Here is a 23,592-nt window from a genome sequence, read left to right as displayed (position 1 = left end):
TGGGACCAGTCGGACCTGAGGGGTTCATCCCTCAGGTGAGACCGGCGAGTCGGAGCAGCAGTGACTTCACATCGGTGGCCGCGAGGCGGTCGCCGACAGCTCGGGGGGTGGAGCAGATGAGGAGCGGATCGTCGTCGTCGCTCGCCGGAAGGCGGCCGTGGCTGCCGCGAATAGGCGAGGGATCCAGCGGCACGACCGCCATGCGGTAGCGCATGCCGAGCTTCTTGCGCGCCAGCGCGGTCGCCGTCTTGACCTTGACGTAGGGGTCGAGCGGGTCCATGAACAGTTCGACCGGGTCGTAGCCGGGTTTGCGGTGGATCTCGACCAGTCGCGCGAAGTCGGGCGCGCGGGTGTCGTCGAGCCAGTAGTAGTACGTGAACCAGGCATCCGGTTCCGCGACCGCGACGAGTTCGCCGGAGCGTGGATGGTCGAGATGGTGTGCCTTCTTGCCCTCGTCGTCGAGGAGTTGACCGAGTCCGGGCAGCCCGTCCAGCGCTGCGCGGGTGGCGTCGAGGTCTTCCGGGTGGCGGACGTAGATGTGCGCGATCTGGTGGTCGGCGACGGCGAAGGCGCGGGAGGTCATCGGGTCGAGGTATTCCATGCCGTCCTGGGTGTGGACTTCGAGGAGTCCGGCCCGGCGCAGGGCGCGGTTGATGTCGACGGGGCGGCTGACGCGGGTGATGCCGTACTCGGACAGGGCGACGACGGTACGGCCTTCCGCGCGGGCGTCGTCCAGGAGCGGGGTCAGGGCCGTGTCCAGGTCGGCGGCCGCTCGCAGGGAGCGCGGGTCGTCGGGGCCGAAGACACCGACCTCACCGTCACCCCCCGCCCGGTCTACTACGCCGACGGCCGCAAGGAACCCGACTGCTACACCCGGCCCCCAGCCCTCCACGACGAACTCACCGACAAGTTCGGCACCTTCCCCCTCTTCCACTTCTGGGGACCCGGCGCCGACCTCGTCTCCAGCCAGTGGATCATCGACGCGACCCGCCACATCATCCGGACCCGGCACCCGGATCTGACCCTGTGCTACCTCCCTCACCTCGACTACGACCTCCAGCGCCCAGAGCAGGACGTCGCCGAGTTCGCGGAAGTACCAGCCGTTGCCGACGATCCCGTGCTCGGAAGGGTGGGCGCCGGTGAGGAAAGTGGACTGGGCGGCGCAGGTGACGGCGGGCAGGACGGTGCCGAGCGCGGCACGGGAGCCGGACTGGGCGAGCCGCTTGAGGTGGGGCATGTGGTCGAGGGGACGGGGGGTGAGGCCGACGACGTCGAGCACGAGGAGCGGGGTGGGGCCGGTGCCCGGCGCGGTCCGTGGGGTGCTCGTGCTCATGGCAGCTCCTTGAGGCCGAGGTCCGTCAGCAGGTCCCGGGCCAGGGTGAGTTCGGCGGCGATGCCGTCGGCGAGCTGGGCCCGGGTGGCGGGGCGCAGGGCGCGTGGGAGGGCCTGCCAGGTGTAGGTCTCGACCTCCAGATGGCGGGCGAGCGGGTGCGGGCCGCCGACCAGCCGGGCGAGGGCGGCCTTCAGGACGGGAAGCGTGGAGGTGAGGGGCGCGGCGGGGGCCGCGTGCAGCGGGACGTGGAAGTGGGCACGCCAGGGCGCCCCGTCGGGGATCGCCCGGCCGCCGAGGGCCTCGCCGAGGTCGTCGGTGCCGCGCAGCCCGGCGGCGGTGCGGGTGCGGGTCTGGTGCAGGAAGCGGGGCTCGTCGTAGGCGGCGAGGGCGTCGCGGACCTCGGGGAGGTGGGGGTGCTCGGCGTGCAGGGCCGCCGAGAGCTGGGATTTCACGACAGGCACCCCGGACGCGACGAGGGCGTCCAGGGCGGTGTGCGGGTCTTCGAAGGAGGTGGCGAGGTGGCAGGTGTCGACGCAGATGCCGATGCGGTGGTGGTCGATCGCGGTGAGCGGGGCGATGGCGTCACCGGTGGTCTCGATGACGCAGCCGGGTTCCGGTTCCAGGCCGATGCGCAGGGAGCGGCCGGTGAGTTCCGCCAGCGCGTCGAGCCGTTCGCCGAGGGTGCGCAGCGCGTCGTGGGCCGTGTCGGTGGGCCGGGTGCGCCAGGCGAACGGGAGGGTGGAGATGCTGCCCTCGTCGACGTCGTCGGGGAGCAGCCGGGTGAGGACGCGGGCCAGGGCGGTGGTGTGGTCGAGGCGTTCGGGGTCGGTCCAGTCGGGCCGGTAGACGCGGTACTTGACCTCTTCGGCGCCGAACCCCTCATAGGGGAAGCCGTTGAGGGTGACGACCTCGAGGCCTCGGCGGTCCAGCTCGCAGCGCAGGCCGCGCAGCGCGGACGGGTCGGTGACCAGGGCGTGAGCGGCGTCACGGGCGAGCCACAGGCCGATGCCGAGGCGGTCGCGGCCGAGCCGGCGGCGGACGGGTTCGCAGTGGTCCCGGAGCTGGGCGAGGACGCCGTCGAGGGTCTCGGCGGGGTGGACGTTGGTGCAGTAGGCGAGGTGGACGGTGGAGCCGTCGGGGTGGCGGAAACGCATGGGTCACGCCCCGCCGCGGAGGATCGAGTTGCCCTCGTGGGTGGCGTCGGTGGCCGTGACGTCCAGGTTCAGCCGGCCGCTGAGCCCGTAGAAGGCGACGGGGTTGCGCCACAGGACCCGGTCGACCTCGTCCTCGGTGAAGCCCTCGGCCAGCATCAGGTCGCCGACCCCGCGGGTCTTGAGGGGGTCGCTGCGGCCCCAGTCCGCGGCGGAGTTCACCAGTACCTGTTCGGGGCCGTAGGCACGGAGGACGGCGACCATCCGTTCCTCGTCCATCTTGGTGTCGGGATAGACGGAGAAGCCGAGCCAGCAGCCGCTGTCCTTGGCCTCCTTGACGGTGGTCTCGTTGAGGTGGTCGACCAGGACGCGGTCCGGGGGCAGTGCGGACTCCCGGACGACGTCGAGGGTGCGGCGCAGTCCGGCCGCCTTGTCGCGGTGCGGGGTGTGCACGAGGGCGGGCAGGTCGTGATCGGCGGCGAGCTGGAGCTGGGCGGCGAGGGCGGTGTCCTCGGCGGGGGTCATCGAGTCGTAGCCGATCTCGCCGACGGCCACGACCTGGTCCTTGACGAGATAGCGGGGCAGTTCGTCGAGGACGGGCACGCAGCGGGGGTCGTTGGCCTCTTTGGGGTTGAGGGCGAGCGTGCAGTGGTGGGCGATGCCGTACTGGGCGGCGCGGAAGGGTTCCCAGCCGAGGAGGGAGTCGAAGTAGTCGAGAAAGGCGGCCGGGGAGGTGCGGGGCTGGCCCAGCCAGAAGGAGGGTTCGACGACGGCACGGACGCCCGCGGCGTGCATGGCCTCGTAGTCGTCGGTGGTCCTGGACGTCATATGGATGTGGGGGTCGAAGATGCGCATCAGGACTCCTTGCCGTGGGGGTGGGCGCCGTGAGGGTGGGCGCCGTGGGGGTGGGCCGAGCCGTGCGGTGAGGATGCGGGGCCGGACTCGGCCAGGGCCAGGAGGCGGTACAGGTCCTCGGGCACGGGGCGGCCGGCGGCGGTGCGTTCGGCGGCGTAGTCCGCGAGCATGCGGGCGAGTTCGGCGTCGGCGCGGGCGCGGCGCTCCAGGTCGGCCACCGCGCTGACGGACACGCCGGTGAACAGACACTTCAGCACGGCGTGCCGCCACTGGTGGGCGTCGAGGTGCCGGGCGGCGTACGGGCCGACGGCGGCGGCGAGGAGCCCGGTGTCGTTGGTGCGCAGGGCGTCCTCGATCAGCGGGAGGGCGTCCGGGCCCGGCACGAGGTGGGGCAGGGCGTGCAGCACGGCGCGGCGCTCGGCACCGGTGCCCTGGTAGTAGACGCGGGTGAGGGCGGCGGCGTCGGCCCGGACCGTGTGCAGGATGAGGACGCGGACGGCGTCGGCGTACGCGGAGCCGCAACGCCGCCCGGCCTCGGCCAGGCGCAACTCCCATACGGAGATGGGCCCGTGGGCGCCGGGATGGGCAGCGGCCTCGTCGAGAGCCTGATCGAGCCAGGCACGAGCAGCTCCGCCGAGGTGGGTGGAGAGGTGGGCGTGGAGGGTGGGGGGTGGGGTGAGGGGGAGGGGGAGGGGGGCAGGCCCCTCGGTGGGGTGACCATCGGTGGTGGGCTGGCCGCCCTCGGCGGGCTGGCCCCCGTCGGGGGAGTGAGCACCGGCGGTGGAGTGACCCCCGTCGGTAGGTTGGCCCCGGTCAGTGGGGGGACCCCCGTCGGTGGGCTGGCTGCCCTCGGCGGGGTGAACACCGTCGGTGGGGTCGCCCCCGTTGGTGGGACCGGGACCGTCGGTGCGGCCAACCCCGGTGGCGCGGCGAGCATCGTCCGTGGGCCGGGGGCCCTGGGTGGCCTGGTTGCCCGTTGTCGGGGTGTCCGTCGTGGGGCGGGGGTGGGTCATGGGGTGCTCCCTTCGGGGGTGGCGGAGGGATCGCCGGGGTGGGGGGACTCGGTCACTGCGGGGACTGTGGGGGCTGCCTCAAGGGGGCACGGGAGGCAAAGTTCGCCGGCGTGGGAATGGCGGGGCGCTTCCACGCCGGTCAGGCTCTGGTGACCGGTACCGGAGGAGGCCGCGAGGACGGGCGGGAAGGCCCGCGCCCCTCTCACCGCTTCTGCCCCGCCCCCAGGCGTCCCGCGAACCCGACCAGTTCCGTGTACTGCTCCGCCAGAGCCGCGGGGCCCTCCCCCAGTGGGTCCTTGAAGAAGAAGCCGAGTTCCGTGAGCGGGCCGGACAGGCCGGTCTCGTGGGCCCGGGCCGTCAGGCGGGCCAGGTCCAGGACCAGGGGGGCGGCCAGCGCGGAGTCGCAGCCCTGCCAGATCGTCTGGAGGATCATCCGCGTGCCGAGGAAGCCGTCGAAGGCCACGTGGTCCCAGGCGGTCTTCCAGTCGCCGAGGGCGGGGACGTCGTCGATGTGGACCTGGCCCTCGGGAGGGGTGGCGAGGGTGTCGGCCAGGACGCGCTCCTTGCCCGCGTTCTTCGCCGCGGCCGCGGCCGGGTCGGCCAGCGCCGCTCCGTCGCCGCCGCCCAGCAGGTTGGTGCCGGACCAGGCGCGTACGGCGAGGGCGCGTTGGGTGAACATCGGGGCCAGTGCCGCCCGGAGCAGGGTCTGGCCGGTCTTGCCGTCCCGCCCGGCGTACGGGAGCCCGGACTCGGCGGCGGTGGTGGCGAGGGCGGGGTGGTGCAGGCCCGTGGACGGGGTGAAGTTGACGTAGGGACAGCCGGCGCGCAGGGCCGCCGCCGCGTACAGGGCACTGGGCGGGAGGTCCCGGTCCGTCGGTGCGGGTTCGGTGGAGGCCACGTTCACCACGACCGCACGGGACAGACCGAGCCGTCGTACGAAGTCCTGGATGTCGGCGGCGAAGGCGGTGATCAGCGCGTCCGGGTCCCGGGTGTCGCCGGGCAGGGGGCCGCCGGGCCTGATCTCCCTTTCCGCGGCGGCGAGTTCGGAGGATACGGCGGTCGGGAGGCCGGGCGGGAGCACGCCCCCCGCCGCCAGCTCCTCCGCGCGCTTGGGCAGCGGGCAGTCCACGGTGTCGTGGCCGCCGAAGACGAGGGAGGGCAGCGGGGGCAGCCCCGAGGAGGCGAAGGGCGGGGTTGCCGTGACCATGCCCGTCGGCGGACGCAGCCCCGCGGAGACCGCGGCACAGCCCGCGACCACCGTGGTGGCGACGGAGCCACGCGCTCCGATCAGCCACACTCCGACTCGGGATCCAGAACGGGACACGGTCATGGGCAGCCTCCTTGTCGTGAGCGGAACCCCGGTGCTCCCCCGGAGGGGGTGGAAGACGGTGGGCGGGGGTCCGGCGTCCCTCGCCCACCGTCGCTCAGTGGCCCTGGACGGGCAGTTCCTCGATCCGGACGTGCCGCCACAGGCAGAGGCGCTCGCCCCGCACCCGGATCGACACGCAACCGAGGAGCGGGCTCGTACCCGTGACGGCCGTCGCGGGTCGGGCCGTTGATCGCATCGCGTGCTCCCCTCCTCGGCCGGTGATGACAGTGGTGTCGGCGTCAGTTGCCGAAGGCGGCGTCGAAGGAGGCCGACGGGGGGTCGAAGTCGTAGGCCTTCAGGCGGGCCAGTGCCTCCGGGGCGCCCTGGAGGCGGTCCATGCCCGCGTCCTCCCACTCCACCGAGATCGGCCCCTGGTAGTCGATGGAGCGCAGCATCCGGAAGACGTCCTCCCAGGGGACGTCGCCGTGGCCGGCGGAGACGAAGTCCCAGCCGCGGCGCGGGTCGCCCCAGGGCAGGTGGGAGCCCAGGCGGCCGTTGCGGCCGTCGAGGCGCTTGCGGGCCTCCTTGCAGTCCACGTGGTAGATCCGGTCCCGGAAGTCGTAGAGGAAACCGACCGGGTCCAGGTCCTGCCACACGAAGTGCGAGGGGTCGAAGTTCAGGCCGAAGGCCGGACGGTGCCCGACCGCCTTCAACGCGCGCTGGGTGGTCCAGTAGTCGTAGGCGATCTCGCTGGGGTGGACCTCGTGGGCGAAGCGGACGCCCTCGGCGTCGAAGACGTCCAGGATCGGGTTCCAGCGCTGCGCGAAGTCCTCGTAACCGCGCTCGATCATCGACTCGGGCGCGGGCGGGAACATCGCCACCAGATGCCAGATCGCCGAACCGGTGAAGCCGATGACGGTGTCCACACCGAAGGCGGCCGCGGCCCTGGCGGTGTCCTTCATCCGCTCCGCCGCCCGCTGCCGCACCCCTTCCGGATCGCCGTCGCCCCACACCGCGCCGGGCAGGATCGCCTGGTGGCGTTCGTCGATGATGGCGTCGCAGACCGCCTGCCCGGTCAGGTGGTTGGAGATCGCCCAGCACTTCAGGCCGTACTTCTCCAGCAGCTGATGCCGCGCATCGAGATACGAGGGGTCGGACAGGGCCTTGTCGACCTCGAAGTGATCGCCCCAGCAGGCGAGTTCGAGACCGTCGTAACCGAAGTCGCGGGCCAGACGGCAGACCTCCTCCAGCGGAAGATCGGCCCACTGACCGGTGAAGAGCGTGAAGGTGCGCGGCATGACCAGGGCCTCCTCAGACCGCTATGGGGGTGTAGACGGAGTTCTTCTCGGCGCTCTCCTCCACCGCCGCGAGGACGCGCTGCACCTGGAGCCCGTCGGCGAAGGAGGGGTCGGGCTGCCGGCCCTCGGCGATGGCGTGGACGAGGTCGCGGGCCTGGTGGACGAAGGTGTGCTCGTAGCCGAGGCCGTGGCCCGGCGGCCACCAGGCGTCCAGGTAGGGGTGTTCGGGCTCGGTGACGAGGATGCGGCGGAAGCCGCCCTGGGCCGCGGGCTCCGTGCCGTCGTGGTAGGAGAGTTCGTTGAGCCGTTCCAGGTCGAAGGCCAACGAGCCGTTCTCGCCGTTGAGTTCGAGGCGCAGGGCGTTCTTGCGCCCGGTGGCGTAGCGGGTCGCCTCGAAGGAGGCGACGGCGCCGGAGGTGAAGCGGGCGGTGAACAGGGCCGCGTCGTCCACGGTGACCTGGCCGGTGTCCCCGTCGGCCGAGACGGCGGACAGCCCCTGCACGGCACCGCCCGGCAGTGGCCGTTCACGTACGAAGGTCTCGGTGAGGGCGGAAACCCCGGCCAGCTGCTCCCCCGCCACGTACTGCGCGAGGTCCACGATGTGCGACCCGAGGTCGCCGAGCGAGCCCGAACCCGCGTACTCCCTGCGCAGCCGCCAGGTCAGCGGGAAGCCGGCGTCCACCAGCCAGTCCTGGAGGTACGTCACCCGCACATGCCGCAGCCTGCCGATCCGCCCCTCGGCGACCATCCGCCGGGCGAGGGCGGTCGCGGGCACCCGGCGGTAGTTGAACCCGACCATCGCCAAGTGACCGCGTGCGAAAGCCTCTTCGGAGGCGCGGGCCATCACCGAGGCCTCCTCGACCGTGTTGGCCAGAGGCTTCTCGCACAGGACGTGCTTGCCCGCGGCGAGGGCGGCGACGGCGATCTCGGCGTGGCTGTCGCCGGGGGTGCAGATGTCGACGAGGTCGACATCGTCCCGGGCGATCAGCGCACGCCAGTCGGTCTCGGCCGCCGCCCATCCGTGCCGGTCGGCCGCCGCGCGCACCGCCGCCGCGTCCCGTCCGCAGATCGCGGCCAGCACGGGCCGCCGGGGCAGGTCGAAGACGCGCCCCGCTGTGCGCCACCCCTGGGAGTGTGCGGCGCCCATGAAGGCGTAGCCGACCATGCCGATCCGAAGCGGCGGCTTCTCCACCCCAGGATTCGCCCCAGGATCCACCTCAGGGTTCACCCCAGGGTCCACCTCCGGATTCACCTCCGGATCCACCTCAGGCCCTTCTGACATGTGAGTGTCCTCCTCGAACTCGTGGGAGTGGCGTCCGGCGCACGGCACGGCCTACTTGAAGCCGGTGGGCATGTACTGGTCGACGTTGTCCTTGTCGACGACGGCCGAGTACAGGGTCAGCGAGGCCGGGATCTCGAACTCGGCGAGACCGCCGACTCCCTTGCCCTGGCCGAGCGCGCGGGCCAGGTCGATCGCGGAGGCGGCCATCGTCGGCGGGTAGAGGACCGTCGCCTTGAGGACGCCGTCGTCCTGCTTGATGGCCTGGAACGCGGAGAGCGCGCCCGCGCCGCCGACCATCAGGAAGTCGTCGCGTCCGGCCTGCTCGATGGCGCGCAGCGCGCCCACGCCCTGGTCGTCGTCGTGGTTCCACAGCGCGTCGAAATTCGACTGTGCCTGCAGCAGCTGGGCCATCTTGGCCTGCCCCGACTCGACCGTGAACTCGGCGGCCTGGCGGGCCACTTTCTTGATGTTGGGGTAGTTCTTCAGGGCGTCGTCGAAGCCCTTGGTGCGCTGCTGGGTGAGCTCCAGGTTGTCCAGGCCCGCCAGTTCGATCACCCGCGCCCCGGACTTGCCCTTGAGCTTCTCCCCGATGTAGTGGCCGGCGTTGAGGCCCATGCCGTAGTTGTCGCCGCCGATCCAGCAGCGGTACGCCTGCGGGGAGTTGAAGATGCGGTCAAGGTTGACGACGGGGATGCCCGCCCGCATCGCCTTCAGGCCGACCTGGGTGAGCGCCTTGCCGTCGGCCGGCAGGATCACCAGGACGTCGACCTTCTTGTTGATCAGCGTCTCGATCTGGCCGATCTGCTGGGCGGTGTCGTTGGAGCCCTCGGTGATCTCCAGGGTGACGTCGGAGTACTTCTTCGCCCGGTTCTTGGCGTTGTCGTTGATGGCGTTGAGCCAGCCGTGGTCGGCCTGGGGGCCGGCGAAGCCGATGGTGACGGGCTTGCCGGGCTTGTCGTCGGCGGCCGGCTGGTCGCTGGCGGCCGGTTCGTCGTCGGACTCGTTGCTGGTGCAGCCCGCGAGCAGGGCACCCGCTCCGACGGCGGCGGTCCCGAAGAGCAGTCCTCTACGGCTGGTGAACTCTGGCATGGCGGTGAACCCTTTCCTCAGGTCGTGCTCGCGGTACGGCGCTGGACCAGCACGGCGGCGACGATGATCGCGCCCTTGGCGATCTGCTGGACGTCGCTCTGCAGGTTGTTCAGGGCGAAGATGTTGGTGATCGTGGTGAAGATCAGGACGCCGAGCACGGAGCCGGTGATGGTGCCGCGGCCGCCGCTGAGCAGCGTGCCGCCGATGATCGCGGCGGCGATGGCGTCGAGTTCGTAGAGGTTGCCGTTGGTGTTCTGTCCCGATCCGGACAGGATGATCAGCAGGAAGGCGGCGATGCCGCAGCACAGGCCGGACAGCAGATAGAGGTAGAGGCGCTGGCGGCGGACATCGATGCCGGCGAGCCGGGCGGCCTCGGAGTTGCCGCCGACGGCGACCGTGCGGCGGCCGAAGGTGGTGCGGTTCAGGATCAGCCAGCCGATGACGGTGACGACGGCGAAGACCATGACGAGCGGCGGGATGCCGAGGACGTAGGCGTCGCGTTCGCCGAGGTCGAGGATGCTGGGGATGGTGACGATCTGGGTCTTGCCGTCGGTGATCTGCAGGGCGAGGCCGCGCGCCGAGGCGAGCATGGCGAGCGTCGCGATGAACGGCACCATCCCGCCGTACGCGATGAGCAGGCCGTTGACCAGGCCGCAGCCGACGCCGACCAGGACCGAGGTGAACAGGACGCCGCCGAAGCCGTAGTCCTGCGTCGCCACCGTGGTCGCCCATACCGAGGCCAGGGCGACGATCGCGCCGACCGACAGGTCGATGCCGCCGGAGGTGATGACGAAGGTCATGCCGACGGTGACGACACCGATGACGGAGGCCTGGGTGAGGACGAGTTGGAGGTTGCGGGTGTCGAGGAACTCGTCCGGCTTGGTGATGCCGCCGATGACGACGAGCGCGGCGAGCACCCCGAGCAGGGAGAGGGTGCGGACGTCGGCGCGGGCCATCATGCCCCGCCAGGCGGGGGGTTCGGCCGCGGGTGCGGTCTTGCCGGTGCTGTCCCTCGGTGGGGACGCGTGCTGCGTCATGACGCCGGGCTTCCTTCCATGACGAGGTCGAGGACACGGTGTTCGTCCAGGTCGCGGGCGGACGCGGTGTGCACGACGCGCCCTTCGCGCAGGACCAGGACACGGTCGGCGAGGCCCAGCACCTCGGGCACCTCGCTGGAGACGAGCAGCACGGCGAGTCCTTCGTCGGCGAGGCGCCGGACCACCGCGTAGAGCTCGGCGCGGGCGCCGACGTCGACGCCGCGGGTGGGTTCGTCCAGGAGCAGCACCCGGCAGCCGCGCAGCAGCCAGCGGGCGAGGACGGCCTTTTGCTGGTTGCCGCCGGACAGGGTGCGTACGGGCACGGCTGGGTTGTCGGGCCGCAGTGACAGCTCGCGCGTGGCGGCCCGCGCGGCGCCCAGTTCGGCGCCCCGGTCGATCCAGCCGGCGCGCGCGAAGCGGGACATGGAGGAGACCGAGACATTGCGGGTGACGGACTCCAGCATCAGCAGGGCCTGCGCCTTGCGTTCCTCGGGGGCGAGCCCGAGTCCGGCCCGGACGGCGGCACGCACGCTGCCCGGCCGCAACGCCCGCCCGTCCACGAGGACTTGCCCGGCCGAGGGCTTGCGCGCCCCGTAGATCGTCTCCAGGATCTCGGATCGGCCCGAGCCGACGAGTCCGGCGAGCCCGACGATCTCCCCGGGCCGCACCTCCAGGTCCAGTGGCGCGAACTCGCCCTCGCGGGCCAGCCCTTGGACCTGGAGCACGGGCGGGCCGGCCGCCACGCCCACGGGCCGGTCGGGGAAGACGTACTCGACGTTGCGGCCCGTCATCAGCGCCACGACATCCCGGGTGGGCGTCGACTTCGCCGGCAGCCCCACCGCGACGGCCCGGCCGTCCTTGAGCACGGTCACCCGGTCGCCGATGCGCCGGATCTCCTCCAGCCGGTGCGAGATGTAGACGACGGCGACCCCGTCAGCGGTCAGGTCGCCGACGATCCGGAAGAGGTTGTCGACCTCGTCGGGGTCCAGGGCGGCGGACGGCTCGTCCATCACGATCAGCCGTACGTCGTGGGAGAGCGCCCGCGCCATGGAGACGATCTGCTGCTGGGCCGCGGACAACTCCCCGACCAGCCGCCCCGGTTCGATCTCCGGGTGCCCGAGCCGCTGGAGCATCTGCGCGGTCCGCGTGCGGGCGGTCCCGCGGCGTACGACGAAACCGGCGGCCGTCGGTTCGTGGCCGAGGTACACGTTCTCGGCCACCGACAGGTGCTCCACCAGGTCGAGTTCCTGGTAGATGGTGGCGATGCCCAGGCGCATGGCGGCGATCGGGGAGCGCAGGGTGACGTCCTCGCCGCGCCAGCGGATGGTGCCGGTGTCGGGCTGGTGGGCACCGGCCAGGACCTTGATCAGGGTGGACTTCCCGGCCCCGTTCTGGCCGAGCAGACAGTGCACCTCGCCGGCCTGGACGTCGAGGTCGACTCCGTCAAGGGCCCGGACACCGGGGAAGGACTTGGTGATGCCGGACATGCTGAGCAGCGGTGGTTCTGGTGCCATGGGCTCCCCTTGGCGGGCGTGCGGGCCGGTTCAGGGCAGGGCGAAGCAACGGGACGTGCCGGTGAGCGAGTGGGCCTACGCGGGTGAGAACAGGTGGTCGCTGATGAGCCGGGCCGCGCCGATGACTCCGGCGGTGGGGCCCAGCTCCCCCAGCACGATGGGCAGGTTGCCGGTCGCCAGCGGCAGCGACTGGCGGTAGACCTGGGTGCGGATCGCGGCGAGCAGGGTGTGGCCGAGGCCGGTCACCCCGCCGCCGATCACCACCAGGCCCGGGTTGAAGAAGCTGACCAGACCGGCGATGACCTGGCCGGTACGGTTGCCGCCCTCGCGGATCAGGTCGAGGGCGGTGGCGTCGCCCGCGGCGGCCGCGGCGGCGACGTCGACGGCGCTGAGTCCGCCGCTGGCCTCCAGGCGTGCGGCGAGTTCGGCCGAACGCCCCTGCTGGGCCGCCTCCAGGGCGTCCCGGGCGAGGGCCGCCCCGCTGAAGTGGGCCTCCAGGCAGCCCCGGTTGCCGCAGGCGCAGGGCCTGCCGTCGGGCACCGCCTGGATGTGCCCGATGTCGCCGGCGCTGCCCGTCGTACCGCGGTGAACACCGCCGCCGACGACGATGCCGCAGCCGATGCCGGTGCCGATCTTGACGCAGAGGAAGTCGTTCACGGAACGTGCGACGCCCGCGTGCTGCTCCCCCATCGCCATCAGGTTCACGTCGTTGTCGACCATGACCGGGCAGCCGAGCTCCTGGCTGAGCGCCTCCCTGACCGGGAAGCCGTCCCAGCCCGGCATGATCGGCGGCGCGACCGGGACGCCCTCGGGGAAGCGGACCGGGCCCGGGACGCCGATGCCGGCGCCGTCGTACCCCTCCGCGAGACCGGTCGCCCGCAGCTTGGCGGCCATGGCGAGGGCCTGTTCGAAGACCGCGACCGGGCCTTCGCGCACGTCCATGGGGTGGTTGAGGTGGCCGAGGATCTCCAGCTCGGCGTTGGTGACGGCGACGTCGACCGAGGTCGCGCCGATGTCGACGCCGAGGAAGCGGAGCCCCGGGTTGAGCCGGATGTTGTGGGAGCGCCGGCCGCCGCGCGAGGCGGCGAGTCCGTCGGCCACGACCAGGCCCGTCTCCAGCAGCCGGTCCACCTCCACGGCCAGCTTGGACCGCGACAGGTCGATCTGATCACCCAGCTGCGCACGGGAGTTGGGTCCCCCGTCGCGCAACAGCTTCAGCAGCCGGGCCTGATGGGCGTTCGCGGGTCGCGCCGTCATACGTCTCACGTGCCCCTCCCCGCCTGTTTCGGCCACCGGTTGCCGGGCTTTCGAGGGGAACGTAGCAGCGGCTGCCGTGGCTGGGAAGAATCTGTGCACGAATTAGCGACGACTTCTGCCTCTGAGAGGACAAAGCCGGGTGGTGTCCACCTCGGCTCCGCGGCGCCGTCAGGACCGCTGGCGGGCGTGGTAAGAGGTGCGGGTGTGCTCGGTGTGTTCGCGCATGAGCGCGGTGGCGCGCTGCTGGTCGCGCTCGGAGATCGCCGCGATCAGCCCGCGGTGCTCGATCCAGGACTGCTGCCCGCGCTGCCGGGCCACCGGCGTGTAGTACCAGCGCACCCGGCGGTCGACCTGGGCGGCGAGTTCGGCGAGGACGGCGTTGCCCGCGAGTTCCATGACCTTGGCGTGGAAGCGGGCGTTGATGGCGACGGCACCGTCCACGTCGTCCGCCTCCACCGCGCGCTCGCCCTCGGCGCACAGCTCCTCCAGGGCCGCGATCCCGGCGGCTCCGGCGTTGGCGGCGGCGAGCCGGGCCGCCTCGGCCTCCAGCAGGGTGCGCACGGTGAGGAGCTGGTCGGCCTCCTCCTCGGTGGGCTCGTGCACGAAGGCGCCCTGGGCGGGCCGCAGATCGACCCAGCCCTCGGTGTTCAGGCGTTGCAGCGCCTCGCGCACCGGCTGCCGGGACACCCCCAGATGACCGGCGAGTTCACTCTCGACCAGATGCTGGCCGGGGCGCAGGGCGCGGGTGGTGATCAGTTCGAGCAGGGCCTCGTAGACACGGTCCCGCAGCGGCCCGGGCCGTTCGAGCTTGGGCACCGCCCCCTGCGGAAGTCCTGTCGACAACATCGCGGTCCCCCTCCAGAGCCGTCGGACAGCACAGTATGGATTGTCTTTCGTCTACAGTCTACGGCGCTCCAGGGCCAGGGACAGGGGGAGTTGGCCTTGTCACACCGCGGGTAGGCCTGGGCACCCGGGCGGGAGCCGGCCGTGCCGGACCCGGCGTCACGGGCAGCGGACGACCTGACCGGCGTAGGAGAGGTTCCCGCCGAAGCCGAACAGCAGGACCGGGTCGCCGGTGGTGATCTCGCCGCGCTCGACCAGCTTGGAGAAGGCCAGCGGGATGCTCGCGGCGGAGGTGTTCCCGGAGTCGGAGACGTCCTTGGCCACCACGGCGTTCACCGCGCCGATCTTCTGCGCGAGGGGTTCGATGATCCGCAGGTTGGCCTGGTGCAGCACGACCGCGGCGAGGTCGGCGGGGGCGAGCCCGGACCGCTCGCAGGCCCGCCGGGCGACGGACGGCAGCTGGGTGGTGGCCCAGCGGTAGACGCTCTGCCCCTCCTGCGCGAACCGCGACGGCGTCCCCTCGATCCGTACGGCGTGCCCCATCTCGGGCACCGATCCCCACAGCACCGGTCCGATGCCGGGCTCCTCGGACGCCTCCACGACGGCGGCCCCCGCGCCGTCGCCGACGAGCACACAGGTCGTGCGGTCGGTCCAGTCGGTCACGTCGGACATCTTGTCGGCGCCGATCACCAGGGCCCGGGTGGCGGCGTCCGCGCGGACGGCGTGGTCGGCGGTGGCCAGGGCGTGGGTGAAACCGGCGCAGACGACGTTGACGTCCATGGCGGCGGGCGAGGGGATGCCGAGCCGGGCGGCGACGCGCGCGGCCATGTTCGGGGAGCGGTCGACGGCGGTGGAGGTGGCCACCAGCACCAGGTCGATGTCGGCCGGGGTGAGGCCCGCCGCCGCGAGCGCCTTCGCGGCGGCGTGCGCGGCCAGCTCGTCCACGGGTTCGTCGGGCCCGGCGATGTGGCGGGTGCGGATGCCCACCCGCGACGTGATCCACTCGTCGCTGGTGTCGACCATGCCGGCCAGGTCCTCGTTGGTGAGTACCCTGGCCGGCTGGTAATGGCCGAGCGCGGCGATGCGCGAGCCGTTCATCGGATGGTCCCCTCATTGCTCGGGTAGCGGGATCCACCAGTCTGATCAGTGACTCACCGGTACGGCGGCAGGTGAAGTCACAGGAATCGGGCGCCCGGGTTGTCGGCTTCGGTCAGCCCCTGGGACGCCGTGACAGCTACCCGGTGAACAGCTGCGTCGCCTTCCGGACGAGTTCGTAGAGCCCGTAGCAGAGCGGTGCCCCCACCCACAGCCAGGCGAAGGCGATCAGTGCGCGCCGGTCAGGCGGACTCTGGCTGCTGTCGTGCGGCATCGGCGGCCTCCTGCCGGGGTGCGGGGATGTGGTGGCGGGGATGGACGGGCCGGACCAGTTCATTGGCGACGAGGCCGACGACCAGCAGGCCGATCATGATGACGAAGGACAGGCCGTACAGCGAGGCACCGGTTCGGCCCGCCGCCTCCTGGCGGTCGGCGATCCAGTTCACGATCAGCGGTCCGAGGACGCCGGCGGTGGACCAGGCGGTGAGCAGCCGGCCGTGGATCGCGCCGACCTGGTGGGTGCCGAAGAGGTCCTTCAGATAGGCGGGGATCGTCGCGAAGCCGCCGCCGTAGAAGGAGAGGATCACCAGGGCGCACAGGATGAACAGCGGCTTCGAGGAGTCGCCGAACAGGGCGATGGCGGCGTACATCAGCGCGCCGGCGCCCAGGTAGAGGCGGTAGATGTTCTTCCGCCCGATCAGGTCGGAGGTGGAGGACCAGCCGATGCGGCCGGCCATGTTGGCGGCCGACAGCAGGGCGACGAAACCGGCCGCGGCGGTCGCTGACACCGTTGTCGAGGTGTCCGCGAAGAAGTCGGTGATCATCGGTGCGGCCTTCTCCAGGATGCCGATGCCCGCGGTCACGTTCATGCAGAGCACGACCCACAGGCACCAGAACTGGGGGGTGCGGACGGCCTGGTTCGCGGTCACCTGCGGGCCGGCGGGGGTGACCGTCTCGGTGCCCCGCCTCCCGGGTTCGGTGCGCGGCACCCTGACCAGGAGGACACCCAGCGACATGAACACCGCGTACGACAGGCCGTGCACCAGGAAGGCGAGGGCGATCCCGGAGGAGTCGCTGCCGAAGGACTCCAGCATCTGCGCGGACCACGGGGAGGCGATCAGCGCGCCGCCGCCGAAGCCCATGATGGCGATGCCGGTGGCCATGCCAGGCCGGTCCGGGAACCACTTGATCAGCGTGGAGACGGGTGAGATGTAGCCGATGCCGAGGCCGATCCCGCCGACGAAGCCGTAGCCGAGGACGATCAGCCAGTACTGCTCGGTGGCCGCGCCGAGTGCGGAGAGCAGGAAGCCGGACGAGAAGCAGCACAGGGCGACGGTCATCGCCCAGCGCGGGCCGTTGCGTTCGACGAGCGTGCCGCCGAACGCGGCGGACAGGCCCAGCATGACGATGCCCAGCTGGAAGGGGAGGGCGCTCTGCGTGCCGCTGAGGCCGAGCGCGGATTCCAGGGGCGGTTTGAACACGGACCAGGCGTAGGCCTGGCCGATGGAGAGGTGGACCGAGAGAGCGGCGGGGGGAACCAGCCAGCGGCTCCAGCCCGGCGGCGCGACGGGGGGACTCATGATCCAGAACGGTAGGAACCGGCGGCGGAGTTGAGAAGCGACGCGTCGACCGTCTGCGGTGAGCGGTATTCCGGGCGCGACGAACGGTCGGAGCGACCGGTTTCCGGTTCGGCACCGACCCGTGCCCCCGAACCCACGCCCCGACCTTGCCCGCACCCTTGCCGCCCCAACAAGCATACTGTAGACAATATTTCGTCGACAGAGTGTCGGCACTTCTCGGCACTGTCCCCATCTCCGCGGTATCCCTCGACCGAACGGAGCTCCCCCGTATGAAAGTCGCAGTCCTCGGCGCCGGTGCGATCGGCGCCTATGTCGGTGCCGCGCTCCACCGCGCGGGCGCCGATGTGCATCTCGTCGCCCGTGGACCGCATCTGGCGGCCATGCGGCAGCACGGCGTGCGGGTGCTCAGCCCGCGCGGCGATTTCACCGCCCGTGCCCGGGCCACCGACGACCCCGCCGAGATCGGCCCGGTCGACTATGTGTTCCTGGGCCTGAAGGCCAACTCGTACGCGGCGTGCGGGCCGCTGATCGAGCCCCTGCTGCACGACGCGACCGCGGTGATCGCGGCCCAGAACGGCATCCCCTGGTGGTACTTCCACCGGCACGGCGGCCCCCACGACGGCCATCGCGTGGAGAGCGTCGACCCGGGCGGCACGGTCAGTGCGGTGCTCGCGCCCGAACGGGCCGTCGGCTGTGTCGTCTACGCGGCCACCGAACTCGAAGGCCCGGGCGTCGTACGGCACTTGGAAGGCACCCGGTTCTCCATCGGCGAGCCCGACCGGAGCATCTCCCCGCGCTGTCTGGCGTTCGGCGAGGCCATGCGGGCCGGCGGACTGAAGTGCCCGGTGGAGCCCGATCTGCGCAACGACATCTGGCTCAAGCTGCTCGGCAACATCTCCTTCAACCCGATCAGCGCGCTGGCCCGCGCCACCATGCGGCAGATGTGCCGGCACGGCGGCACCCGCAAGGTGATCGAGACCATGATGGCCGAGACGCTCGCCGTCGCCGAGGCCCTCGGCTGCGAGGTGGGCGTCTCCATCGAACGCCGGATGGCCGGCGCCGAGAAGGTCGGCGACCACCGCACCTCCACGCTCCAGGACCTGGAGCGCGGCAAGCCGCTCGAACTCGACGTGCTCCTCGCGGCGGTCGTCGAGCTGGCGGAGATCACCGGCGTTCCGGTGCCCACCCTGCGCACCGTGCACGCCATCTCGGACCTGCTCGCATTGAGGAGCGCCGCATGAGGAAACGGCAACCGAAGACCTACACCCGGCTCACCCACCCGCTCGTCCGGGACTCCCGCGACGAGCCCCTGCGGCAGGCGAGTTGGGAGGAGGCCCTGGAGCGTGCGGCGGCGGGCATCGGGCGCAACCGCGGCACGTTCGGCATGTTCTCCTGCGCCCGCGCCACCAACGAGATGAACTACGTGGCCCAGAAGTTCGCCCGGGTCGTCATGGGCACCAACAACGTCGACTCCTGCAACCGCACCTGTCACGCCCCGAGCGTGGCGGGCCTGTCGGCGGCCTTCGGCTCCGGCGGCGGGACCTCCTCCTACGAGGAGATCGAGCACACCGACGTCATCGTGATGTGGGGCTCCAACGCCCGCTTCGCGCACCCGATCTTCTTCCAGCACGTGCTCAAGGGCATCAGGAACGGCGCCCGGATGTACGCCGTCGACCCGCGCCGCACCTCCACCGCCGAGTGGGCGGAGAGCTGGATGGGGCTGAACGTCGGCACCGACATCCCGCTCGCCCACGCGGTCGGTCGCGAGATCATCCACGCGGGCCTCGCCAACGAGCCGTTCATCGAGCGGGCGACCAGCGGCTTCGAGGAGTACCGGGCCCTCGTCGAGCCCTGGACGCTCTCGCTCGCCGAGAAGGTGACGGGCGTACCCGCCCAGGCCATCAAGGAGCTGGCGCACGCCTACGCCCGCGCCGAGCGCGCCCAGTTGTGCTGGACCCTCGGCATCACCGAGCACCACAACGGCACCGACAACGTCCGCGCGCTGATCAACCTGTCCCTGCTGACCGGCCATGTGGGCCGCTACGGCAGCGGGTTGCAGCCCTTGCGCGGCCAGAACAACGTCCAGGGCGGCGGCGACATGGGCGCCATCCCCAACCGGCTGCCCGGCTTCCAGGACATCCTCGACCCCGCCTCCCGGACGAGGTTCGAGTCGGCGTGGGACACCGTCATCCAGCCGCACCACGGACTGAACCTCACCGAGATGTTCGAGGCGATGGAGGAGGGCACGCTCAAGGCCGTCTACTGCATCGGCGAGAACCCGGCGCAGTCGGAGGCCGACAGCGACCAGGCCGTACGGCGCCTGCGCCAACTGGACTTCCTGGTCGTCCAGGACATCTTCCTGACCAAGACGGCCGAGCTCGCGGACGTCGTGCTGCCCGCGACCGCCGGATGGGCCGAGACCGACGGCACCACCACCAACAGCGAGCGGCGGGTCCAGCGGGTGCGCCCGGCGCTCACCCCGCCCGGCGAGGCGCGCGACGACATCGACATCATCTGCGAACTGGCCGCACGGCTCGGCCACGCGTGGAAGTACGCCGACGCCGAGGCGGTCTGGAACGAGCTCAGGTCCCTCTCCCCGGACCACTACGGGATGACGTACGCACGCCTGGCGGAGCAGCAGGGCATCCAGTGGCCGTGCCCCAGCACCGAGGAAGTCGAACCGCCCTACCTGCACGGCAGGTTGTGGCACGCGGACCGCGCCCGCAGGGGCCGCCCGGCGCCCTTCGGGCTGGTCCAGCACGATCCGCCGGTCGACCTCACCGACGAGCGGTACCCGATCCGGCTCACCACCGGACGGCGCCTGGACTCCTACAACACCGGCGTGCAGAGCGGCAGTTTCGCCTCCCCCATGCGGCGCGGCGAGTACGTCGAGCTGTGCCCGGAGGACGCCGAGCGCTACGGGGTCGTGGTGGGCGAGGAGGTCCGGGTGACCTCACGCCGGGGAGCCGTGGTCGCACCGGTGTGGATCGACACCGCGCTCCGCCCCGGTCTCGCCTTCATGACCATGCACTTTCCCGACGAGGTGGACACCAACCAGCTGACGATCGAGGCCAACTGCCCGATCGCGGGGACGGCGGAGTTCAAGGCATCGGCGATCCGGATCGACAAGCTCCCCGTCGCGACCATCGTGAGGTGACGCAAGTGGACCTGCACTTCGGCGACAGCAAACCGACGGACGACGAACGGGCCGCCGTCGACGCCCTGCTGGGCCCGCCCGAGTCCTCCTGGGAGGGCGCCGACCGCTCCGACGCGGACCTCAGGTGGGCGCGCGGCGGACGCGCGGCCCGCGACCGCCGGGACCTGCTGCTGCCGGGGCTGCACGCCCTCAACGACCGGATCGGCTGGATCAGCGACGGCGCCCTGGACTACCTGTGCCGCCGCCTGACGGTGCCGCCCGCCGAGGCGTACGGCGTCGCCACCTTCTACGCCATGTTCTCGGTCAAGCCCCGCCCCGCGACCGTCCTGCACATCTGCACCGACCTGGCCTGCGCGGCGGCGGGCGCGGCCGGCCTGTGCGCCGGCGTCGGGAGCGGCCTCGGCCCCGGCGTCCACGTCGAACGCAGCCCCTGCCTGGGCCTGTGCGAGCGCGCTCCGGCGGCCCTGGCGGTCCGGGCGGGGGACCCGGTGCGTACGGCCGTGTCGGCGCCGGCCACCGTGCCCGGCGCGGTGCTCGCCGCGACCGCGCCCGACTCGGCCCCCGAGGAGCCACCGGCGGCGCTCGCGGTCCCCCAGGCCGGGGACCCGGACCTCGTCCTGCTCAGCAGGATCGGCGTCGTGGACCCGACGAGCCTCGACGACTACCGCGCCCACGGCGGCTACACCGCCCTGCGCCGGGCCTTCGCCCTCGGCCCGGCCGGCGTCATCCGCGAGGTGACCGACTCGGGCCTGGTCGGCCGGGGCGGCGCCGCCTTCCCCACGGGGCGCAAATGGCAGGCGACGGCGTCCCAGCCCGACCGCCCGCACTACCTCGTCTGCAACGCCGACGAGTCCGAGCCGGGCACCTTCAAGGACCGCGTGATCATGGAGGGCGATCCGTACGCCCTGGTCGAGGCGATGACCGTCGCCGCCTACGCCACCGGCGCGCACCGCGGCTACCTGTATCTGCGCGGCGAGTACCCGCGCTCCCTGGCGCGCATGGAGCACGCCCTCACCCAGGCCCGCGCGCGCGGGCTGCTCGGCGACGACGTCCTCGGGCAGGGCTGGTCCTTCGACATCGAGATCCGCAGGGGCGCGGGCGCCTACATCTGCGGTGAGGAGACGGCCCTGTTCAACTCCATCGAGGGCTACCGGGGCGAGCCGCGCGCCAAGCCGCCGTTCCCCGTCGAGAAGGGCCTGTTCGGCAAGCCGACGGTGGAGAACAACGTGGAGACGCTGGTCAACGTGTTGCCGATCCTGACCATGGGCGCCCCGGCCTATGCGGCGATCGGCACCGCGAAGTCCACCGGGCCGAAGCTGTTCTGCGTCTCCGGGAGCGTGGCGCGGCCCGGGATCTACGAGCTGCCCTTCGGCGCCACGCTGGGCGAGCTGCTGGACCTGGCCGGAGTGCGCGACGGGCTGCGGGCGGTGCTGCTGGGCGGCGCCGCGGGCGGCTTCGTACGGCCCGACGAGCGGGACATCCCGCTCACCTTCGAAGGCACCCGCCAGGCGGGCACCACCCTCGGCTCGGGCGTGGTGATGGCCTTCGACGACACCGTCCCGCTGCCCCGGCTGCTGCTGCGGATCGCCGAGTTCTTCCGGGACGAGTCCTGCGGGCAGTGCGTGCCGTGCCGGGTGGGGACCGTGCGCCAGGAGGAGGCGCTGCACCGGATCGCCGAGCGCACGGGCGCGGCGACCGCCGGGGACATCGCCCTGCTCAGAGAGGTCGGCCGCGCGATGCGGGACGCCTCGATCTGCGGTCTGGGCCAGACCGCGTGGAACGCCGTGGAATCCGCCATCGACCGCCTGGGGGCGTACGAATGACCATGACACCGCTGGGGATCCCCCGCCGCCTGCTGGAGTTCACCCTCGACGGGGAGCCCGTGCGGGCGCCCGAGGGATCGACGATCCTGGACGCCTGCCGGGCCGCCGGGAAGGACGTCCCGACCCTGTGCGAGGGCGACACCCTGCGCCCGAAGAACGCCTGCCGGGTCTGTGTCGTCGAGGTCGAGGGGGCCCGCACCCTGGTCCCGGCCTGCTCGCGGAAGGCCGAGCCGGGCATGGAGGTCCGCACCGGCACCGAGCGGGCGCGGCACAGCCGTAAGGTGGTGCTCGAACTGCTCGCCTCCTCGGTCGACCTGTCGACGACACCGCGGGCCGCCGAGTGGATCAAGGAGTACGGGGCCGAACCGGACCGCTTCGGCCCGGACGCGGCCCGGCTGAACGAGGAACCCAGGATCGACAACGACCTGTACGTGCGCGACTACGACAAGTGCATCCTCTGCTACAAGTGCGTCGATGCCTGCGGCGACCAGTGGCAGAACACCTTCGCGATCTCGGTGGCCGGGCGGGGCTTCGACGCGCGGATCGCGGTGGAGCACGACGCCCCGCTGACCGACTCGGCGTGCGTGTACTGCGGGAACTGCATCGAGGTGTGCCCGACCGGGGCGCTGTCCTTCAAGTCCGAGTTCGACATGCGGGCCGCGGGTACCTGGGACGAGGCCCGGCAGACCGAGACGACCACGGTGTGCGCGTACTGCGGAGTGGGCTGCAACCTCACCCTGCACGTGCAGGACAATGAGATCGTGAAGGTCACCTCGCCGCACGACAACCCGGTGACCCACGGCAATCTGTGCATCAAGGGCCGCTTCGGCTACCAGCACGTCCAGAACCGGAACTGATCGGGGCTGATGGGGACATGGGACGAGTCACGGAACGACGCAAGGTGATCCGGATCCGGGACGGGGCGGTCTCCACCCGCCCGGACACGCTCGTCGCCGAGGAACCCCTGGAGATCCGGCTCAACGGCAAACCGCTCGCGATCACCATGCGCACCCCCGGCGACGACTTCGCGCTCGCCGCCGGGTTCCTGGTCAGCGAGGGAGTCCTCGCGGAGCAGGGAGAACTCCAGAACATCGTCTACTGCGCGGGCGCCACGGCCGACGGCACGAACACCTACAACGTGGTCGACGTGAAGACGGCACCGGGCGTGGTGATCCCCGACATCACCCTGGAGCGCAACGTCTACACGACGTCCTCCTGCGGCCTGTGCGGCAAGGCCAGCCTGGACGCCGTACGGACCACCGCCCGCTGGCCCATCGCCGACACTCCCCCGGTCCGCGTCGAACCCGACCTGCTGTCGAGCCTCCCGGACCGGCTGCGCGCCGCCCAGCGCGTCTTCGACCGCACCGGAGGGCTGCACGCGGCGGCCCTGTTCAGCGAAGACGGGGAACTGCTCGACATACGGGAGGACGTCGGGCGGCACAACGCGGTCGACAAACTGGTCGGACGCGCACTCCAGAACGGCGAACTGCCCCTGTCCCGCGCACTCCTGCTGGTCTCCGGGCGCGCCTCCTTCGAGCTGGCGCAGAAGGCGGTGATGGCCGGGATCCCGGTGCTGGCGGCGGTGTCGGCGCCCTCCTCGCTGGCGGTCGACCTGGCCGCGGAGACCGGGCTGACCCTCGTGGGCTTCCTGCGGGGCACCTCCATGAACGTGTACGCGGGCGAGAACCGCGTCGCCCTACGGGCCGCGGCCGCCCAGGGCTGAACGGTTCCCCGCTGCACGACGGCGGGACCCCGAGCGGCGGGGAGCGCCCCCTGCGCCGCCCGGGGTCTCGCTGCTGTATGGGTCGGTCGCCTTCGGGCGCTTTGTGCCGGTGGCCCGGGTTAAGTGGCTCTTGGTTGGGTCGGGTAGCCGGGTCACGTTGCCGTGACCCGGCCCCCTCAGAACCGGACGTGCGAGCTTTCCCCGCATCCGGCTCAAGCAAGCCCCATGGGCTT

Annotated in this window: 20 protein-coding genes and 1 pseudogene; 5 read left to right on the top strand and 16 right to left on the bottom strand. The window is 71.9% G+C overall.

Translation table 11 applies throughout. The features are described from left to right. Window positions 1–31: 31 nt before the first annotated feature. From ACFYW5_RS34815 to ACFYW5_RS34740, 16 genes and pseudogenes are all read right to left on the bottom strand, one after another. Entirely contained in the window at window positions 32–1,333 is a 1,302-nt protein-coding gene (locus tag ACFYW5_RS34815) for an alkaline phosphatase family protein (protein WP_389421149.1), read from the bottom strand. Further along, window positions 1,330–2,487, bottom strand: a complete 1,158-nt coding sequence (eboE, locus tag ACFYW5_RS34810) for a metabolite traffic protein EboE (protein WP_389421148.1) — start codon at window positions 2,485–2,487, stop codon at window positions 1,330–1,332. Before eboE ends, ACFYW5_RS34815 begins: the two co-directional genes overlap by 4 nt. 3 nt (window positions 2,488–2,490) lie before the next feature. Then, window positions 2,491–3,339, bottom strand: coding sequence for a TatD family hydrolase (locus ACFYW5_RS34805; protein WP_389421147.1), 849 nt, complete (start codon window positions 3,337–3,339; stop codon window positions 2,491–2,493). Beyond that, window positions 3,339–4,025: pseudogene (locus tag ACFYW5_RS34800) on the bottom strand (EboA domain-containing protein); the annotation flags it as partial. The gene ACFYW5_RS34805 and the pseudogene ACFYW5_RS34800, both read right to left, overlap by 1 nt. A gap of 529 nt (window positions 4,026–4,554) precedes the next feature. Next, window positions 4,555–5,682: an inositol-3-phosphate synthase gene (locus ACFYW5_RS34795; protein ID WP_389421146.1), complete on the bottom strand. Its 1,128-nt coding sequence runs from the start codon at window positions 5,680–5,682 to the stop codon at window positions 4,555–4,557. 94 nt (window positions 5,683–5,776) lie between these two features. After that, the gene (locus ACFYW5_RS34790) at window positions 5,777–5,917 is read right to left on the bottom strand and encodes a hypothetical protein (protein ID WP_389421145.1); all 141 of its coding nucleotides are present in this window, start codon (window positions 5,915–5,917) and stop codon (window positions 5,777–5,779) included. Window positions 5,918–5,960: 43 nt separating this feature from the next. Further along, the gene (locus ACFYW5_RS34785) at window positions 5,961–6,959 is read right to left on the bottom strand and encodes a sugar phosphate isomerase/epimerase family protein (protein ID WP_389421144.1); all 999 of its coding nucleotides are present in this window, start codon (window positions 6,957–6,959) and stop codon (window positions 5,961–5,963) included. A gap of 13 nt (window positions 6,960–6,972) precedes the next feature. Further along, on the bottom strand, window positions 6,973–8,124 hold the full coding sequence (locus ACFYW5_RS34780; protein WP_389421163.1) for a Gfo/Idh/MocA family protein: 1,152 nt from the start codon (window positions 8,122–8,124) through the stop codon (window positions 6,973–6,975). A gap of 168 nt (window positions 8,125–8,292) precedes the next feature. Continuing rightward, entirely contained in the window at window positions 8,293–9,330 is a 1,038-nt protein-coding gene (locus ACFYW5_RS34775) for a substrate-binding domain-containing protein (RefSeq protein WP_389421143.1), read from the bottom strand. 17 nt (window positions 9,331–9,347) lie between these two features. Next, window positions 9,348–10,367 (bottom strand): ABC transporter permease, encoded by a 1,020-nt coding sequence (locus tag ACFYW5_RS34770; protein WP_389421142.1) that lies wholly within the window; start codon window positions 10,365–10,367, stop codon window positions 9,348–9,350. Continuing rightward, a complete protein-coding gene (locus ACFYW5_RS34765) occupies window positions 10,364–11,881 on the bottom strand; it encodes a sugar ABC transporter ATP-binding protein (protein WP_389421141.1) in 1,518 nt (505 codons plus the stop codon). The genes ACFYW5_RS34770 and ACFYW5_RS34765 overlap by 4 nt, the downstream gene beginning before the upstream one ends. Window positions 11,882–11,956: 75 nt before the next feature. After that, entirely contained in the window at window positions 11,957–13,138 is a 1,182-nt protein-coding gene (locus ACFYW5_RS34760) for an ROK family protein (protein ID WP_389421140.1), read from the bottom strand. 168 nt (window positions 13,139–13,306) lie between these two features. After that, window positions 13,307–13,984 carry a GntR family transcriptional regulator gene (locus ACFYW5_RS34755; RefSeq protein WP_389421139.1) on the bottom strand — a complete coding sequence of 226 codons (678 nt, stop codon included), beginning with the start codon at window positions 13,982–13,984 and terminating at the stop codon, window positions 13,307–13,309. A 156-nt stretch (window positions 13,985–14,140) separates the two neighbouring features. Further along, complete coding sequence (locus ACFYW5_RS34750) at window positions 14,141–15,079, bottom strand: beta-ketoacyl-ACP synthase III (RefSeq protein ID WP_389421138.1); 939 nt, start codon at window positions 15,077–15,079, stop codon at window positions 14,141–14,143. A gap of 136 nt (window positions 15,080–15,215) precedes the next feature. Further along, the gene (locus tag ACFYW5_RS34745; protein WP_389421137.1) at window positions 15,216–15,350 is read right to left on the bottom strand and encodes a hypothetical protein; all 135 of its coding nucleotides are present in this window, start codon (window positions 15,348–15,350) and stop codon (window positions 15,216–15,218) included. Beyond that, window positions 15,319–16,656 carry an OFA family MFS transporter gene (locus ACFYW5_RS34740; protein ID WP_389421136.1) on the bottom strand — a complete coding sequence of 446 codons (1,338 nt, stop codon included), beginning with the start codon at window positions 16,654–16,656 and terminating at the stop codon, window positions 15,319–15,321. Before ACFYW5_RS34740 ends, ACFYW5_RS34745 begins: the two co-directional genes overlap by 32 nt. A 269-nt stretch (window positions 16,657–16,925) precedes the next feature. Between ACFYW5_RS34740 and ACFYW5_RS34735 the strand changes: the two genes are divergently transcribed. Genes ACFYW5_RS34735 through fdhD form a run of 5 tightly spaced genes read left to right on the top strand, consistent with a single transcriptional unit; the run spans window position 16,926 to window position 23,359 of the window. Then, entirely contained in the window at window positions 16,926–17,897 is a 972-nt protein-coding gene (locus ACFYW5_RS34735) for a 2-dehydropantoate 2-reductase (protein WP_389421135.1), read from the top strand. After that, a complete protein-coding gene (locus ACFYW5_RS34730) occupies window positions 17,894–19,813 on the top strand; it encodes a molybdopterin oxidoreductase family protein (protein ID WP_389421134.1) in 1,920 nt (639 codons plus the stop codon). The genes ACFYW5_RS34735 and ACFYW5_RS34730 overlap by 4 nt, the downstream gene beginning before the upstream one ends. Window positions 19,814–19,818: 5 nt before the next feature. Continuing rightward, window positions 19,819–21,636, top strand: coding sequence for an NADH-ubiquinone oxidoreductase-F iron-sulfur binding region domain-containing protein (locus ACFYW5_RS34725; protein WP_389421162.1), 1,818 nt, complete (start codon window positions 19,819–19,821; stop codon window positions 21,634–21,636). Continuing rightward, a complete protein-coding gene (locus tag ACFYW5_RS34720) occupies window positions 21,633–22,493 on the top strand; it encodes a 2Fe-2S iron-sulfur cluster-binding protein (RefSeq protein WP_389421133.1) in 861 nt (286 codons plus the stop codon). The genes ACFYW5_RS34725 and ACFYW5_RS34720 overlap by 4 nt, the downstream gene beginning before the upstream one ends. Window positions 22,494–22,510: 17 nt before the next feature. Further along, the gene (fdhD, locus tag ACFYW5_RS34715) at window positions 22,511–23,359 is read left to right on the top strand and encodes a formate dehydrogenase accessory sulfurtransferase FdhD (RefSeq protein WP_389421132.1); all 849 of its coding nucleotides are present in this window, start codon (window positions 22,511–22,513) and stop codon (window positions 23,357–23,359) included. The last annotated feature ends 233 nt before the right edge of the window (window positions 23,360–23,592 follow it).

This window comes from Streptomyces sp. NPDC002779, from assembly GCF_042888685.1.
GTDB lineage: Bacteria > Actinomycetota > Actinomycetes > Streptomycetales > Streptomycetaceae > Streptomyces.
Note: the sequence above shows the minus strand (reverse complement) of the source record. Positions and strands in the feature narration are given on the sequence as shown.

Excerpts from the sequence above, each read along its gene's own strand:
- ACFYW5_RS34815 (WP_389421149.1), bottom strand. The coding sequence starts at position 1,333 with ATGAGCACGAGCACCCCACGGACCGCGCCGGGCACCGGCCCCACCCCG.
- eboE (WP_389421148.1), bottom strand. The coding sequence starts at position 2,487 with ATGCGTTTCCGCCACCCCGACGGCTCCACCGTCCACCTCGCCTACTGC.
- ACFYW5_RS34805 (WP_389421147.1), bottom strand. The coding sequence starts at position 3,339 with ATGCGCATCTTCGACCCCCACATCCATATGACGTCCAGGACCACCGAC.
- ACFYW5_RS34795 (WP_389421146.1), bottom strand. The coding sequence starts at position 5,682 with ATGACCGTGTCCCGTTCTGGATCCCGAGTCGGAGTGTGGCTGATCGGA.
- ACFYW5_RS34790 (WP_389421145.1), bottom strand. The coding sequence starts at position 5,917 with ATGCGATCAACGGCCCGACCCGCGACGGCCGTCACGGGTACGAGCCCG.
- ACFYW5_RS34785 (WP_389421144.1), bottom strand. The coding sequence starts at position 6,959 with ATGCCGCGCACCTTCACGCTCTTCACCGGTCAGTGGGCCGATCTTCCG.
- ACFYW5_RS34780 (WP_389421163.1), bottom strand. The coding sequence starts at position 8,124 with ATGGTCGGCTACGCCTTCATGGGCGCCGCACACTCCCAGGGGTGGCGC.
- ACFYW5_RS34775 (WP_389421143.1), bottom strand. The coding sequence starts at position 9,330 with ATGCCAGAGTTCACCAGCCGTAGAGGACTGCTCTTCGGGACCGCCGCC.
- ACFYW5_RS34770 (WP_389421142.1), bottom strand. The coding sequence starts at position 10,367 with ATGACGCAGCACGCGTCCCCACCGAGGGACAGCACCGGCAAGACCGCA.
- ACFYW5_RS34765 (WP_389421141.1), bottom strand. The coding sequence starts at position 11,881 with ATGGCACCAGAACCACCGCTGCTCAGCATGTCCGGCATCACCAAGTCC.
- ACFYW5_RS34760 (WP_389421140.1), bottom strand. The coding sequence starts at position 13,138 with ATGACGGCGCGACCCGCGAACGCCCATCAGGCCCGGCTGCTGAAGCTG.
- ACFYW5_RS34755 (WP_389421139.1), bottom strand. The coding sequence starts at position 13,984 with ATGTTGTCGACAGGACTTCCGCAGGGGGCGGTGCCCAAGCTCGAACGG.
- ACFYW5_RS34750 (WP_389421138.1), bottom strand. The coding sequence starts at position 15,079 with ATGAACGGCTCGCGCATCGCCGCGCTCGGCCATTACCAGCCGGCCAGG.
- ACFYW5_RS34745 (WP_389421137.1), bottom strand. The coding sequence starts at position 15,350 with ATGCCGCACGACAGCAGCCAGAGTCCGCCTGACCGGCGCGCACTGATC.
- ACFYW5_RS34740 (WP_389421136.1), bottom strand. The coding sequence starts at position 16,656 with ATGAGTCCCCCCGTCGCGCCGCCGGGCTGGAGCCGCTGGCTGGTTCCC.
- ACFYW5_RS34735 (WP_389421135.1), top strand. The coding sequence starts at position 16,926 with ATGAAAGTCGCAGTCCTCGGCGCCGGTGCGATCGGCGCCTATGTCGGT.
- ACFYW5_RS34730 (WP_389421134.1), top strand. The coding sequence starts at position 17,894 with ATGAGGAAACGGCAACCGAAGACCTACACCCGGCTCACCCACCCGCTC.
- ACFYW5_RS34720 (WP_389421133.1), top strand. The coding sequence starts at position 21,633 with ATGACCATGACACCGCTGGGGATCCCCCGCCGCCTGCTGGAGTTCACC.
- fdhD (WP_389421132.1), top strand. The coding sequence starts at position 22,511 with ATGGGACGAGTCACGGAACGACGCAAGGTGATCCGGATCCGGGACGGG.